The organism is Gemmatimonas sp. (assembly GCF_044376735.1).
Classification (GTDB): Bacteria; Gemmatimonadota; Gemmatimonadetes; order Gemmatimonadales; family Gemmatimonadaceae; genus Gemmatimonas.
The window spans coordinates 1-15,125 of record NZ_JBILKJ010000064.1 but is presented as its reverse complement, the minus strand read 5'-3'; the positions used below and the strand labels follow the sequence as shown (position 1 = coordinate 15,125).

Below are 15,125 nucleotides of genomic sequence, written 5' to 3'. Positions count from 1 at the left end.
GTCGCAACAACCATCCTCGCCGCCGACCCGCTGACCACCGCCGACGTCGCGCGCGTCCTGCGCGGCGTCACCAGCAGCACGGCGCTGCGCCTCGTGCACGACCGTGACGACGACTTCCGAATCTCCGTGGCAGGCGCACAAGAGAAGACCGCACTGCTGCGCAAGGATGGACAGTGGTATCGCCCGCGTGGTACCACACCGACCACGCACATTCTGAAGCTGCCACTCGGCCTCGTCGGCAACATGCGCTACAATCTCGAGCACTCGATTGCCAACGAGTGGCTGTGCGTGCACCTGTTGGGCGCACTCGGATTCGATGTGGCGCACGTCGAGATGGCATCATTCGAGGACGACGTCAGCACCGAACGTGCGCTCGTGGTAGAACGATTCGATCGCCAGTGGACCGATGGGGAACGCGGATTGATTCGCCTGCCGCAGGAAGATCTGTGTCAGGCCACCGGCACCGCGCCGGACAGGAAGTACGAGAGTGATGGCGGCCCAGGCATTCGCACCATCGTACCACTGCTGAAACGTGGAGTCGCCCCGGCCGACGACGTTCGCACGTTGGTCCTTTCCCAACTCGCGTTCTGGCTGCTGGCGGCCATCGATGGCCATGCGAAGAACTTCTCGCTCTTCCTGCGCCGCGACGGATACCTGCTCACGCCGATCTACGATGTGCTGTCGGCCTGGCCGATCATCGGCGTCGGCCCCAACCACCTGCCAATGCGGAAGGCGAAGCTCGCGATGGGCGTCCGGTGCAAGAACGCCCACTACGAGATCGATCGCATTCTCACGCGACACTGGCGGTGTGTGGCCGAACAGAGCGAGGTCCCGTTCAGCGAGCTGGTGAGCCTCGCGGAACGTGTGCCCGGCGCGATCGCTCAGGTGAGCACGATATTGCCGGTCGACTTTCCGGAACAGGTGTGGCACGCGGTGACGAATGGATTGCGCACCAATCTGGATCGCTTCTCTCGGGGGATGGGCGTGCCGTAGTCGCGCGCACCATGACAGAGGCTGCCATACGCTGCCGGGTTGATAGCGACCGGCTCGCGCGTTCGGTAACCGACGGACCGAAGGCGTGGCCGCGCCAGCGGTGAAACAGTTGTGCCGGTTGGGTGATGGTGGTAGCCTCATCCCGACCAACCTTCCCCTCCCCGGCCCCCCCAGTTATCAAGCTGCTTTCAATTCTCTCCGTGGCCACCCTCGCGGCGCTCGCGCCGGTCGTTGCCACCGCCCAACCCACCATTCCCGGCCTGTACGTGACCGGTGTCGATGCTTTGGGCAACCGCTTGGGCGCCGAATCCATCGATCCGCATTGGCAGATCGTGAGCGGCACCACGCTTTTGAACGCCCTCGTCGTGAAGAGCACCGCGGGCACCTGCCAGCTGGACGTCACGTGGCTCGCGCCGACCGGACAGGCGTGCTGGATCTGGCAGAAGGGCGACGGCACGCCGGTCAACACGACACTGCGATTCCGCACGACGTTCGACCTGACTGGTTTTGACTTTACCACCGCTTCGGTCAACGGCTCGTGGGCCACGGACAACACCGGCATCAACGTGTATCTGAACGGCAACGCCACCGGCAACACGATTCCGGGCACCAACACGAGCAACTTCGGCGCGCTGACGCTGTTCTCGATCGCCAGCGGGTTCCAGGCCGGCGTGAACACGCTGGACTTCGAAGTGCAGGACGTCGGTAGCGTCGGCGGCTTCCTCGTACAGACGATTTATGGTAACGCGACGCCGTCGACCGTCGTGCCGGAGCCCGGCACCTACGCGCTCATGGGCGCTGGCTTGCTCGCGCTTGGCGTGGTGGCCCGTCGTCGTCGCGTGTGATGCGCGTGTGATTCTTGGCACACTATGCCCGAAACAAGACAGCCCGCCATCACTGGCGGGCTGTCTTGTTTTCACGGCCACGACATCGTAGACCTACCGCTTTGGAAACCGATCGAAGAAATCGAACATCGCCACGAAGTTGGGCTCCACCACATTGGTGTGATTGCCGCCAGGCACCTCGACGTACTGTACGTCGGCGCCGACGGTCTTCAGCGCCGCCACCATCATGCGTGACCCGAGTACCGGCACCGTAGGATCGGCATCGCCGTGCACCACGAACTGCGGAATGGCGCCGATGGTCTTGGCGGTGGATGCCACACCAAAGCCCGCGAACACCCCAAGCGCCGACCACTGGGTCGGCGTTTTTGCGGCAATCGCCCACGTCCCGATCGCGCCCATCGAGTGGCCCATGAGATACACGCGGCTGCCGTCGACCGCATACTGTTTGCGCACCGCCGCCAGCACCTCCAGCACGTCCTGCTCACTCAATGTGCGCGCACGCGTGGCGGCAGGATCATTCCCGCCACTCAGTGCCACGCCGTAGCCGCCGTCCACCCGATAGCCCAACGGGGCGGCAATGATATACCCGCGCTGCTCGGCGAGCTTCGGCAACGTGCCGCCGTACGATTCGAAGAACGAGTCTTCCGTCGCGCCCAGTCCGTGCAGCGCGATCACGAGCGGCAGCGGCTTGCGCGCGGAGTATGCGGTCGGCACGTACAAGCGATACGGCATGATCTCGTCGGCCGCGTCGAGCCGGTAGTGCCGCTTGAGATCACCGGTCTTGCCAAGCCACGGATCCTTCTTCGCCGATACGGACGTGAGCAGCGACTCCGCCGCCGCGAAATCACGGGCCGCGTTGAACGTACCGAGGGCGATGCGGCTGGCGTTCACGTTGCGCATGCGGTCGATGGGAAAGAGCAAGTCCGACCGCAGCGGCTCCGCCGCTCTGGCCGCCGCGGTTTCCAGGCGCTGGACCGAGGCGTCGAGCCCGTTGCGCACGACAACGCTCACACTGGCCGTGCCGAGCGCGCGGGCGCTGTCTGCCATGTCGACGGTCACGACATACGACCCGTTGGGGACATCGCGCAGATTGGCGCTGATGGCGAACGGTGCATCACGCAGGTCGCGTGGGACCCCGTCGAACACACCGAGCTCTTTCACCAGCACCAGCGGGGCGCGTGGATTCGCGGCGTCGCGCTGGCGCAGGGCCACGCGTGCCGTGAGCGGGCGCTCCAGCGCGATCAGCGGCGAGAAGCTCTGCTCGAGGCGCATCGTCCACGGGCGCGCCGGGTCGATGATCAAGCGGTCCGAACGTACCAGCAGCGCGCTGGCGAACTCCGCCTCCGGCGTCCATGCGCGCTTCTGCAAGAGCGCGATCGAATGGGCGTACAGCCGCCGCAGCTCCGAGGTGCGGCCGAGCTTCGCCGCGCTGGCGATGAGCATGTCGAGTGAGTCGACCTGCGCTTTGAGCTCACCCGTGGGCTTGGCGGTGTTCTTGAGTGTGGAGTGCGTGACGCTGAGGGAGAGAATGCCCGTTTGGGCCTGGGCGTGAATCGGCGCCGGCGCGACGCCAACGAGCAGGGCGGCAAGCGGGGCCACGAGCAAGCGCGGCGGCCGCGCGAAGAACGGCGATGTGTGCATGAGGTGAAGGTGCACGCGGCACCGCGCGCCCGTCCAGCGCTGGCGACGAGGCCGGCCCACGTCTTGAGACCGCCCACGACGTAGAACATCCACAACGGCAGCAGCCTGCTGGCGCGTAACGGTGCCTTCACCACGACGCCCGTGTGCCAACAAGCATGCCGTATCCCGTGATCCGCTGACCGGAGACGCCGTAGGTCACGCACAGGAGCGTTGGCGCATCTAGCAACCGCATTCCGACGGTGGCCGTCATCCACGCCGTACTGCCGAGCACGAAGTGCTGGAGAATGCCGTCCGGCACATCCACGACCTACTCCGATCTCGATCGCCCCGCCCGTCGTTCCGCGAAGCCGTGACCGTATGGCCACCGTGCGTTGATGTGTCCGTTACGTGCTCGAGATATCGTCCGGACTTACACTCAACCCACACTGACATGCGTACGCTCGCCCTTTCGGTCCTTGCCTTGTGCGTCGTCGCGTGCAGCGACGATAGCACGGCCCCTGCCGCCGCAATCACCTACCCGCTTAAAGCCGTCGATGCCGCGCCGACGACCTGGGGCACACTCAGCGGTGTGACGATCGCCGGTGGATACGGCTCGGCAGTCGCGTTGGATCCCACGGACCCGGCCGTGTTCTGGATCATGACCGACCGTGGTCCGAACACCACGACGCCAGTGGCCAACCGTCTCCTGTTCCCGCTCCCCAACTTCACGCCCGTGCTGGCCAAGTTCCGGTTGAGTGGTGACTCGCTGCGCCGCGTGTCGACGATCGAACTGAAGAACGCGGCCGGCGTGAACATCAGTGGTCGCCCCAATCCGGCAGGCGTCGGCGCGACAGGGGAAACCGGTATCGATGTGACTGGCGCGACCATTTCCACCGATCCTGATGGCTTGGATTCGGAGGGATTGGCCGTGGCGAGCAACGGCAGCTTCTGGGTATCCGATGAGTACGGCCCGCATATCGTGCACTTCGACGCGAGTGGCCGCACGCTCGAGCGCATCAACCCGTTCGGCAACGGCACCGGCGGCCGGCGGCTCCCCGCGGTGCTTGCCCTGCGTCGTCCCAATCGCGGCATGGAAGGACTGGCCATCACCCCCGATGGCCGAACGCTCGTGGGCGCCATGCAGTCGCCGCTCGACAATCCGTCCGCCGCTATCGGCCGCGCCAGTACCGCGTACCGCATTATCACGTTCGACATCGCCTCCGGTGCCACGAAGACGTTCGTGTATGAGGCCGATGCGGTCGGCAATCTCATCAGCGAGATCACAGCGATTTCCGCAACGTCGTTTCTGGTGATTGAGCGTGACGGCCTTTTTCAAGGCGGCTCGCCGGTCTCGACATCCAAGCGCGTCTATCGCATCGACCTCGCGAATGCCACGGACGTCAGTGACCCGGCGAATGCGAGCACCGGTAAGCTTTTCGGCGGCAAAGTCCTCGAAGCGCTGACCCCAGCCGAGCGCGCGTCGAACGCCATTACGCCGGTATCGAAGTCGTTGGTGTATGACCTGCTCACGCTCCCCGGCGGCTATCCGCACGACAAGCTGGAAGGCGTGACGCTGATCGGGAAGGATCTGCTGGTGGTCTCCAACGACGACGACTTTGGCGTTGTGGACGGTGGGTCTTCCAACTTCGTGTCGAAGATTCTTCCGGCGACCCAGCTCCGTGATCGCGTGGTGCTGTACTTCATCCGGCTCAGCACGCCGCTGCGGTAGCGGTGTAAACAGCGGCAGCCGCACCGGTGGCTGCCGCTTCCGCTTGCCGCCTGGGGCGACACAGGCCGGAAACCACCACGCCGGAGCACAAGGCGTTCGCGGCCGCTCGCCTAGCGGCCGGTGCCGAGATGCTGCGCGATCTCTGGTACACGGCGTGGGTCACCAGCGCCGCACCGTAACGGAGGCCGTTAGGCCGTCACCGGCCGCGCCTTCGGCAGCCGACGGCGACGTCGTGCGTGGATCGAGGTGAAAGCGGCGGCGTAGAGGCAGCAGGCGATCCAGCGCAGCGCAGCGGTGCGTGGGCCGTCAACGGTGGCCGTCGCCGCACTCAGGATTACTCCGTCCCAGCGCACCACCGGGTTGAGCAGCAGGAGCTCCTGCGCACCGGCGCCCGCACCGGTCACCGTCGCGCGCAGGTAGCCATCGTGTGGCTCGGCCACGGCGCGCGCGATGGTGACGCCGAGCGAGTCGCTGACGAGGGCGGCTCGCGGCGCGCCGCCCTGTCCGATGAACTCGACGCGACCGACCGGTCCGCGTACACGCACTTCGAGCGTATCGCCGAAGACGCGCTGCGACAAGAACGTGAGAGGCGAGTGCCCACCGGCGCCATGCACCCCGATCGTGCGGCCGGCGCGGATCGCCGCGCGCACGGCGTCCGTGCTGCCGGTTGGCGTGTGCACCAGCGTCCAGTTCACACCGGTCTCATCGGCGCCCTCAATATTGTGCGAGTCATCGCTCGCCACCGCCCACAGCGCACGCCCCGACGAGAGGGCGGCATCCCACTCTGTCGTGGCCGGGGGCACGAAGCGGTTGAGCACCTCGAGTGCGTCGTAACCCGAAAGCTGGCGCAGGTCGGCGACGGAATGTCCGCCGCGTAGGGCCGGATGCGCCAGCACCACGACGGCGCCCGTGAGCCCGAGTCGATTGATGATGTCCTGCTTGTGATGCACCGTCTGGCCCAACGGATAGTCGCGCCAGACCACGGCATCACCGCCGATCGCGAGGCGATGCGCCTTCTGCACGTTCCAGCCATGCTCGTAGACCGGGAACGTACCGGTGCGCGCGACCGCCGACATCGAGTGGTAATTGGAGATTCCCACGATGTCGTAGCGCATGTCAGCGTACGCGTCGGCCACCGCTTCAGCGGTCTGGCCGCCCTTGGTGACGCCACCCCACGCTGCGGAATGCGCGTGGAAGCTGGCTTTCTGCCAACGACCGGTGGCCTGAAGATCGCCGTAGGGGTTGTACCAGCGCGAGCCAACGAAGGGCCGCGACTCGGCGAACTGGTACAGGGGGGCGGTGGCGTAGAGCAGCGAGACAAGGAGGAGCAGCGCCAGCAGCCCCGTCAGTGCGTTGGACGCACACCACCAACCGCCGCGGATCAACAGGGATGTCATCGCATGGGCTGCGCGCATCGATCTCCATCGCTCAGGGTCCCGCATCTTCACCATTCGTGATGCGGTCGCCAAGCATCCGTGCACAGCTGTGACAGGCCGTGACCGGATTGTCGCGCAGGGATCACTGCGCGCGGAGGGTGGCTACTGTGGCGGGCCGGCGCTGAAGCGCTTCAGCTCCATCGTGAGCGTGGCAATGCTCACCTTCGCGCGCACCTTGAGTGGGAGGTGTCGCGCATCGTTCGAGAACCACACCTCGGCCTCGCCGCCCTCACTGAAGAGACCCTTCGTACGAATGATCGGCTTGACCACCACGGCGTCGAACTCGCCGGCCGGCACCGTGATGCGTTCCGTGCGCAGCACCCGCACCGTGACCGGATTGCCATCGCGCTTGTAGTAGCGCGCCGCCGTATACTCGTCGCCCACTTTGAGGGGCAACGTCCGGATGAAGTAGAGAAACGACACGTCGTCGAGCGGCAAGGCCGAGGCCAGCGTCCCGCTGTCCGCGGGATTCTCGAGGCTCACGAATCGCAACGCCTCGGGGAAGAACTCGTACGTGCGCTCCTTCCGGTATCCGGTCTGATCGAGCTTCTGCTCGAACCGATGCGAGAACAGCTGGCGCGCATCGAGCCACGAGCGTTGCGCGTCGTTGATCTTGAACACCGTGATGCCGCCCTTCGTACGAAACGACAGGCGATAGGCCGGGTTGCCGCGCAGCGTATCGAGCGCTTCGACGCGTAGCGACGCCGTCCCGTTGCCGCGAATCAGAAACCACTCGGCCTGCAGCCCGAAGTCGAACGACTCGCCGACTCGGAAGGGCACGGCGGCGAATGCGGCACGTTCGCGGGTGGTGCTCGCGGGCTCGACGGCGTTCTGCGCCGCGCCGAGGCCCGGTAGCAGGAGGAGGGAGCAGGCGCCAACTATCAGCGCGCGGAGCAGTGAGAAAGGCCGGAGTCGTCGCACGCTGCATGATAGGCAGGTGGCATGCCGCAGGTTCCGCTCGTTGCACGATCGAGACGATTGGGCTCGGGGCGCCGTGCCCCCCACCGGGCGGTACGGCGCTCTAAGTTATGTCGGCTGCCGACGCCCTCCACCTCCCGGCCACATTCGACTCTTCCATTCGATGCTTCGACTTCCGCTCGCCCTCGTGCTGGTGACCGTCGTGTCCGGCCCCGCGCTCGCCCAACGGCCAGTAGCCGCCCGACCGGTCGCGTCGTCCGTCGCCCCGCTCGACTCGTTGATGGTGGCATCGATGCGGTTCCGCTCCGTCGGGCCCACGCGCGGCGGACGGTCCACCGCGATCGCGGGGATTCCGTCGCAGCCCCACACCTTCCTGTCGGGATCGACCGGTGGTGGGGTGTGGCGCACCGATGATGCGGGCCAGAGCTGGCGCAACATCAGCGACGGGTACTTCGGTGGCGTGATCGGCGCCGTGCGCGTGGCCGATGCCGATCCCAACGTCATCTATGTCGGGACCGGGTCGCAGGATGTGCGCGGCAACTCCAGCACGGGGCGCGGCGCATGGAAGTCCACCGACGGCGGTAAGCGCTGGACCTTCATCGGCCTGGGCGAGACCGGGGCGATCGGCCGCATCGCCGTACACCCGACCAATCCCGATCTCGTGTACATGTCCGCCCTCGGCCATCCGTTCGGCCGCAACCGCGAGCGTGGGATCTACCGCTCGCGCGACGGGGGGACGTCGTGGCAGCAGGTGCTCTTCCTGAACGACTCCACCGGGGCGTCCGACCTCGTGATGGATCCCCGCAATCCGCGCATCCTGTACGCCGCGTTCTGGCGCGGCGAGCGCAAGCCGTGGACGATGATTTCCGGCAGCAGTGAGGGCGGCATCTGGAAGTCCACCGATGCCGGTGACACGTGGACGAAGCTGGGCGGCGGGCTCCCCACCGGACTCACGGGCAAGATCGGGCTCACCGTGAGCCCCGCCAATCCGGAGCGCGTGTGGGCGATCATCGAAGCGGAGCCGCTGGGCGGCTTGTACCGGTCCGATGACGGCGGCGCCACCTGGGCGCGGGTGAACGACGAGAACCGCATCCGTCAGCGTGCGTGGTACTACTACCGGCTCGTGGCCGACCCGGTGGACGAGCACACGGTGTGGATCATGAGCGTGCAACTGCATCGCTCCATCGATGGCGGCAAGACACTCGAGGCGGTGGCCGTGCCGCACGGGGATACGCACGACCTGTGGATCAATCCGGCGCAGCCCAAGATCATGGCGCTCTCCGACGACGGCGGGTCGGTGGTCTCGCTCAACGGCGGCCGGTCGTGGAGCTCGATGAACGTGATGCCCACGGCCGAGCTCTACGAAGTGGTCGTGGATAACGCGTTCCCGTACCGACTGTACGGATCGCAGCAGGACAACACGTCGATCAGCGTGCCCTCGGCCAGCGGCCCCAACGATCTGCATCCGCTCGCCGGCTGGCGCTACGCCAGCGGCTGCGAAACCGGCCCCGTGTCGTTGCATCCCGACCATCCCGGGGTGATCTGGGGCGGCTGCTATGGCGGCGCCATCAATCGCTGGGATCTGACCACCGGTGAGCGGCGCAACGTGAACCTGTATCCGCAGCAGCTCGTGGGGCAGGCGGCAAAGGATGTGCGCTACCGCTTCCAGTGGGTCGCACCGATCCTCGTATCGCGGCACGATCCCGAGGTGGTCTACCACGCGTCGCAGTTCGTGCATCGCACGCGCGACGGCGGCATGCGCTGGGAAACCATCAGCCCCGACCTGACCACGAACGACCCGGTCACGCAGCAGCCCGCCGGCGGTCCGATCAACTACGACGGCACCGGCGTCGAGATGTACAACACGGTGTTCGCGCTGGCCGAAGACCCCAAAGATCCCGCCATCCTGTGGGCGGGGAGCGACGACGGACGTCTGCACCTCACGCGCGATGGCGGTCGCCGCTGGCAGAATGTCACGCCCACCGGTATGCCGCCGCGCGCCACCGTGAACCGGATCGATGTGTCGGTGCACGTGCCGGGTCGTGCCTACGTCACGGCGCACCGCTACCGGTTGGACGACTGGGCACCGTACGTGTGGCGCACCGACGACTACGGCGCCACGTGGACGCGCATTGCCGATGGCACCAACGGCATTCCGGCCACCACGCCGGTGCGGGTGGTGCGTGAGGATCGCGTGCGCGCCGGCCTGCTGTATGCCGGCACCGAGTTCGGGATGTACGTGTCGCTGGACAACGGCGCGCGCTGGCAGCCGTTCCAGCGCAACCTGCCCATCGTGCCGGTCACCGACGTGGCGCTCACGAACGACGACCTCGTGCTGTCCACGCAGGGGCGCAGCTTCTGGATCCTCGACGACATCACGCCGCTGCGGCAGCTGGCAGCGGCGCGCCCCGACGGCGCCGTGCATCTGTTCGCCCCGCGCACCGCCACCCGGGCGGAGCTGGGGAGCGCCGGGGGCGCCGGCGGGGTGGAGGCGCCGCTCGATCCGTACCCGGCCGGCGCGCTGCTGCACTACTGGCTGCGGGACGCGGCATCAGGCCCGCTCACCCTCGAGGTGCGCGACGCGGCGGGGCGTGTGGTGCGGGCCTTCACCTCGGACACCGCGGTGGCACGCACGCGTCAGCTCCCGGCGCTCTCCACCGCCGCCGGTGCACACCGGGTGACGTGGGACCTCACCTATGCGCCTCCCGTTCCGGCCAAGGGGCAGCTGCTGTGGGGATACAGTGGCGGAGTGAAGGCCCCGCCGGGACGCTACACCGTGCGGCTCACGCAGGGAACTACCCTGCAGGAGCAGGGGCTGACGGTGCGCGGCGACCCGCGTCTGCGCACCACGGCGGAGGCGTACGACCTGCAGTTCCGCACCGCGATGGCCGTGCGCGACACCATGACGGTGGTGAACGACGCGGTCGCGACGCTGCGCGCGGTCCGCGAGCAGGCGCGCGCCGCGCTCGCCCAGGCGGATCGTGCCGGTGCCCGCGAGGCGGTGCAGCCCGGCACGGACGCGCTGGTGGCCAAGGGAGACGCGATCGAAGGGCGGCTCACCGATCCGCGCCACAAGGTGGGCTACGACATTCTCCGCTTCGGCGGTCGCCTCGACAATCAGCTCAACGAGCTGTACGGCAACCTCACCGGGACCGGTGGCTACATCAACGGCGGCGCCGACGCCGCACCCACGATGGGCGCGCTCGAACGCACCGCCACCCTCACGCAGGAATGGAACGCGATCGCCGCCGAACTGCGCACGTATCTGGAGAAGGACGTGAGCGCCTTCAACGCCGCTATCGCGAAGCTGGGACTCGCGCCGGTGGTGGTGCCGCGCACCGTGCTCAAGTAGCGGGCGCCCGTGCGGCCACGCACGCCTGGATAGCCAGTGTTGTCGACTGATCGCCCGTCAGTCCCTGCCCATCGTGGGAAGAACGAGTGTGATGGCATCGCGTGGGGAGTACTGCTGCACGGCCTTTCGAATCGCGAACGGCCAGCGTAGCAGCCCCCACACGCCGATGGCCAACAACGGGAGTCCGAACCACCCGAACAGATTGTGGATCCGAATAGTCTCCTCAAAGGTGATCGCGTCACTCCGTTGGAGATAACCATTCATCGAGTCAACAATGCGCCGCTGTTGGTCGCCGTCCACGTTGCTCGAGAAGCCAAGGAGCGACAATTGCCGATCGCCACTGATGGCATAGGCGCCGGAGACAATGATGCCTCGACTTGTTGTTCCTCGACGCGTGAGAATGTCGGCCCGCTCCACGTTGGACAGCGTTTTCGACATCGTGAGCAGCCCCCAGAAATGCTCCCGGTTCACCGTCACGGTTACCTGATCAGCGGCACGCCGATTGGCAGACACTCGCACGGTGTACCATCCGAAGTACACAAAGGCGCCGCCGACGCCGCCGTATACAAGCAGGGAAAAGAAGGGCTTCACGAACCCGTCGAGGAACACCTTGAGCAGTCCGCCAAATGCAACGTTGGACTGGAGTACGCGTTCAAGATCGGTCATGGGCGGACACCTCGTGTGATCGTTGGGTTCCCGCGCGGCGCGTAAAGAGGCAAGCTACCGGGAATGCCGACGCAAAATGGCGCAGATGGTCGCACGCACTCCGCGGTGAGCCGGCGGCGTGGAAGCAATCCCGCGCCGACGAAGCGCTGCCTATAACGGGGACGTCCGGCACCGCGCCGCCAAGAGGCCGGTGGCCGCGCTCAGGTCCAGGTCGGCCACCAGCAGACCGGGAAGCCCGTACGGTTGTGCGCACTGCAGGGAGCCGTCCGGCCGGGCCACGGCCGATGTCGTCGGAGAGCCGTCGCTCGCACAGTTGACTGACGCGAAGTAGCACGTGTTCTCCGCGGCCCGACACAGGATCGCCTTCTCGTGAAACGAGTTCGCGGGATCGCCAAACATGGTCGGGCGATACCCGCCGGGTTCGGCTTGGCTCGCGTGTGGATGAAACACGACCTGCGCGCCACGGCGCACCGCCCATCGCACCGTCTCGGGGTAGCGCCACCCCTCATGGCAGATCACAACGCCAAAAGTCAGCGGACCCGCCGTGAACACGCCGCGTTCCGTCCCGAAAGCCGGATACTGCCGTTCCTCGGACGGATCGAGCTGCCCTTTGTCCTGCCAGCCCGCGATCGTGCCATCCGCATTGATCACGCACGCCGTGATCTGCAAGCCGCGCTCGGTGAGCCGCTCGGTACCAAGAATCACGGTGACCCCCGCCGCCTTGGCGGCCTCTGCCACCGTGACCCAGGCCTGCTCGAGGAACAGCGGGTCGGGCGCCGGGAGCTTCGTGTCCGGCCACCGATACCCCGGGATGAAGCATTCCGGAAAGCACAGCACGCGGGCCTGCTGTCGGCCGGCCTCGCGGATCGCCGCCGTGGCGAACTGGACCGACTCTGACGGGGTGGTCGGCTCGCGGAGATTGGCGAGGGCGATCCGCACGGTGCTCATGGCATACTCCAGGGCAAGAGAGAGCTGCACGTTGAAAATGCGCCGACCTTCCTAAAGACCGCGCCGACCGGCACCCCCCTTGGCGCGGCCGCTAAGAACACCGTCTTCGCCTGCATCAAGGTCGCGATTCCGGGGAACGGCAAGCTGCAGAACATCTACCTCTATGTGCTCAACAACGAGTACCCGTACTCGATCGGCTGCTTCCGGGTCTTGAGGCTGACCCGGTGCGGCGTCATGGCGTGGGGCGTTCCGCTCAAGCTCCACACCCTTCGCCCATTAAGGACTAGAGGCGCCCCGAGCGCATGGCTTCCTCAACCCAGGTAGCGTACTCCGCCTGCATGCAGGTGGCACACGGTCGGTAGCCCGCCGCGATTGCCGTCGCCTCGTCGGCGAAGAAGACCCGATGCTTCGCATATCCCGTGGGGAGCGAGCCGACCGCGCTCCGACAGTCGAGGCGCCCATAGATCTTCCGCCGGCGGTTCCCGCCAAGTGTACCCGGTACTGCACTCAGCACTTCCTGTCCGTCCGGGCCGATCAGCGTGTAGCGTTTTTCGGTCATGGCTTAAACATAGGACAGTGCTCGCGCGGTCGGCCGTCATGCCGTATAATCCGCTCCCCCGAATCGAATCCCCCATCGCTCTGACATCCCATGGCGGCCAGTCCCGATCACCGACCGCGGGTGGCAGCCCAGCGCCGCGAGTCGATGCGTGCGCGGCTGCTGGATGCCGGGCTGGCCACCATCGTCGCGCACGGCGTGGCCGGCACCTCGATCGACGAGATCATCTCGGCGGCACAGGTGTCCCGGGGCACCTTTTATAAGTACTTCGATTCGGTGACCGGTCTGGCCAGCCAGTTGGCGCAGGCACTCGCCCACGAACTCGGCATGGTGTTGGACCCGCTGGTCACCGAAGAGGCCGATCCGGCGCTGCGGGTGGCCGTCGGCTCCCGGATGATGCTGCACTTTGTCCGGCAGCATCCGATCATCGGCGGCCTGATCGTCAAGAGCGGGTGGCCCGATGTCGATGAGTCGCATCTGTTCTTTGCGCTCGTCCGGCGTGACATCGCGTCGGGGATCCGCCTCAAGCGGTTCGAGCCGATGCCGCTCGACGTGGCCGTGAACATGGTGGCCGGGGTGATGTTGGGCGGCATGCAGTCGATGGTGGCCGGCGCGGCCCGGAGCTACCCGGAGCAGGCGACGCTGCGGCTGCTGCGGGGGCTCGGGGTGAGTGCGGCCGAGGCCGCCCGCCTGAGCGCGACCCGACTCCCCCGCCCCGTGCTTCCCCACGAGGGAATTGTCGCCCGGGCGATCACGCCGCTGGCGGCGCACGGGGCCGCGCACGGGGCCGCGCCGCCCGATCCCTGAGCGCCGACGCTGGGTGATCTCAAAATATACATCTTGTCAAAATGACAATATGTATGTTATGATGGGGACTGTCAGGCATCCCGCCTGGCTCACCTCCGGAGATCACGCATGTTCCTCCCGTTCAATGTCAGGGCCTGGCTGCCGATCGCGGCCCTCGCCCTGGCGCCGCAGGCCCTTGTCACCGAGCCCCCGCCCCAACTGCACCCAGAGCGCGGCGCCGAGATCGGTGCGCGCTATCAGGCCTGGCTCAGCCCGCACCAGGAAGGCGGCGACGAGCAGGACACGCCGCGGATGGTGCCGCGGCAGTTCCGCTCCACCACCCCGTCGCTGAACCGCGACCAGCGCAAGTCCTCCGGACATGGCGTCCTTCGCTTCACCAAAGATCTCAGCCGCGCCTATATCGACGTGCGCATCGCGGGCATCGATCCCGCGTCGATCACGATGTTTCACATCCACTGCGGCAAGCCCGGGATGCTGGGGCCGATCCTGGTGGACCTGGCACTCAAGAACGACCTCCCGAAGGCCTTCGCCGACAACGGGCTCACCGCCGAGATCCGCAACGACGATCTGGTGGCCGTGGTCAAAGACAGCCATGGAGCGACCGGGTTCCTGACCAAAGGCTGCCCGATTCTCGTCAGCAACCCGATGGACCGTGTCAAGACGATCGCCGGCATGGCGACGCTGGCGCGCGAAGGCGAGCTGTACTTCAACCTGCACACGACCAGCCAGAACTATTTCGGCGACATTCGTGGGCAACTGGAAGTGATGAAGGACTGATGGATGCACCGTTCACACCCAGCCCGGATATGCGCTGGGACGGCGCCCGGGCTCACATCCTTTTTTCGCTGATCGCGCTGATCGTGGCCCTCGCCATGTTCGCGGCGGCGTCAGGCTCCGGAAATCCCGCCACGCTGCAGCCGCTGCCGGATTGGGTCAACACCGGTTCGAATGTGCTCTGCGTGATCATCGGTATCCTGGTGCTGCTCCCGCGGACCCGTGCGCGCGCCAGCCTTGCCGCGGGCATCAACATGGTGGTGTCCATGATCACCAACTACGTGGTCGATGGGCCAGCGTACTTCCTGAAGGTGTTGCCGTTCAACGCGATCACCCTGATCCTCGCGCTCGCGCTCGCCTGGCGTTACCGCGCCGACCACCGCGGTTGAACCGCCGGGTCGTAGGCCGTCCCTGACCTCCGGCGCAGCGCCTGTGCGCGCAGCCGTTGCGCCATCGGGTCACTTCCCTCTGACCGTATGGA

14 protein-coding genes are annotated in these 15,125 nt (G+C 66.6%); 7 read left to right on the top strand and 7 right to left on the bottom strand.

What is annotated here, in order from left to right:
* Both ACIRA7_RS10235 and ACIRA7_RS10230 read left to right on the top strand, forming a co-directional pair.
* Window positions 1–993: HipA domain-containing protein (locus ACIRA7_RS10235; protein ID WP_396220742.1), on the top strand; the 993-nt coding region annotated here is incomplete at its 5' end.
* A 200-nt stretch (window positions 994–1,193) separates the two neighbouring features.
* On the top strand, window positions 1,194–1,838 hold the full coding sequence (locus tag ACIRA7_RS10230; protein ID WP_396220741.1) for a PEP-CTERM sorting domain-containing protein: 645 nt from the start codon (window positions 1,194–1,196) through the stop codon (window positions 1,836–1,838).
* A gap of 93 nt (window positions 1,839–1,931) precedes the next feature.
* Here ACIRA7_RS10230 and ACIRA7_RS10225 read toward each other — a convergent pair whose 3' ends face one another.
* Together ACIRA7_RS10225 and ACIRA7_RS10220 are read right to left on the bottom strand one after the other, a co-directional pair.
* The gene (locus ACIRA7_RS10225; RefSeq protein WP_396220740.1) at window positions 1,932–3,479 is read right to left on the bottom strand and encodes a prolyl oligopeptidase family serine peptidase; all 1,548 of its coding nucleotides are present in this window, start codon (window positions 3,477–3,479) and stop codon (window positions 1,932–1,934) included.
* Between the two features lie 127 nt (window positions 3,480–3,606).
* Entirely contained in the window at window positions 3,607–3,783 is a 177-nt protein-coding gene (locus ACIRA7_RS10220) for a hypothetical protein (protein ID WP_396220739.1), read from the bottom strand.
* A 126-nt stretch (window positions 3,784–3,909) separates the two neighbouring features.
* Here ACIRA7_RS10220 and ACIRA7_RS10215 point away from each other — a divergent pair, with 126 nt between their 5' ends.
* Complete coding sequence (locus ACIRA7_RS10215; protein ID WP_396220738.1) at window positions 3,910–5,187, top strand: esterase-like activity of phytase family protein; 1,278 nt, start codon at window positions 3,910–3,912, stop codon at window positions 5,185–5,187.
* Between the two features lie 188 nt (window positions 5,188–5,375).
* On the opposite strand, the gene ACIRA7_RS10210 is transcribed toward ACIRA7_RS10215, so the two are convergent.
* Window positions 5,376–6,602 (bottom strand): hypothetical protein, encoded by a 1,227-nt coding sequence (locus ACIRA7_RS10210; protein ID WP_396220737.1) that lies wholly within the window; start codon window positions 6,600–6,602, stop codon window positions 5,376–5,378.
* Between the two features lie 123 nt (window positions 6,603–6,725).
* Window positions 6,726–7,544 (bottom strand): DUF3108 domain-containing protein, encoded by an 819-nt coding sequence (locus ACIRA7_RS10205; protein WP_396220736.1) that lies wholly within the window; start codon window positions 7,542–7,544, stop codon window positions 6,726–6,728.
* 160 nt (window positions 7,545–7,704) lie between these two features.
* Here ACIRA7_RS10205 and ACIRA7_RS10200 point away from each other — a divergent pair, with 160 nt between their 5' ends.
* Window positions 7,705–10,893 carry a glycosyl hydrolase gene (locus tag ACIRA7_RS10200; RefSeq protein ID WP_396220735.1) on the top strand — a complete coding sequence of 1,063 codons (3,189 nt, stop codon included), beginning with the start codon at window positions 7,705–7,707 and terminating at the stop codon, window positions 10,891–10,893.
* Between the two features lie 57 nt (window positions 10,894–10,950).
* Here ACIRA7_RS10200 and ACIRA7_RS10195 read toward each other — a convergent pair whose 3' ends face one another.
* The 3 genes from ACIRA7_RS10195 to ACIRA7_RS10185 form a co-directional block, all read right to left on the bottom strand.
* Window positions 10,951–11,559, bottom strand: coding sequence for a hypothetical protein (locus ACIRA7_RS10195; protein WP_396220734.1), 609 nt, complete (start codon window positions 11,557–11,559; stop codon window positions 10,951–10,953).
* Between the two features lie 150 nt (window positions 11,560–11,709).
* A complete protein-coding gene (locus ACIRA7_RS10190; protein WP_396220733.1) occupies window positions 11,710–12,507 on the bottom strand; it encodes a carbon-nitrogen hydrolase family protein in 798 nt (265 codons plus the stop codon).
* Window positions 12,508–12,790: 283 nt separating this feature from the next.
* Window positions 12,791–13,066, bottom strand: coding sequence for an Ada metal-binding domain-containing protein (locus ACIRA7_RS10185; protein WP_396220732.1), 276 nt, complete (start codon window positions 13,064–13,066; stop codon window positions 12,791–12,793).
* A gap of 90 nt (window positions 13,067–13,156) precedes the next feature.
* On the opposite strand from ACIRA7_RS10185, the gene ACIRA7_RS10180 reads away from it, so the two are divergent.
* The 3 genes from ACIRA7_RS10180 (at window position 13,157) to ACIRA7_RS10170 (ending at window position 15,033) form a co-directional block, all read left to right on the top strand.
* The gene (locus ACIRA7_RS10180) at window positions 13,157–13,870 is read left to right on the top strand and encodes a TetR/AcrR family transcriptional regulator (protein WP_396220731.1); all 714 of its coding nucleotides are present in this window, start codon (window positions 13,157–13,159) and stop codon (window positions 13,868–13,870) included.
* A 108-nt stretch (window positions 13,871–13,978) separates the two neighbouring features.
* Window positions 13,979–14,647, top strand: a complete 669-nt coding sequence (locus tag ACIRA7_RS10175; RefSeq protein WP_396220730.1) for a CHRD domain-containing protein — start codon at window positions 13,979–13,981, stop codon at window positions 14,645–14,647.
* Complete coding sequence (locus tag ACIRA7_RS10170; RefSeq protein WP_396220729.1) at window positions 14,647–15,033, top strand: hypothetical protein; 387 nt, start codon at window positions 14,647–14,649, stop codon at window positions 15,031–15,033. The genes ACIRA7_RS10175 and ACIRA7_RS10170 overlap by 1 nt, the downstream gene beginning before the upstream one ends.
* Window positions 15,034–15,125: the final 92 nt, after the last annotated feature.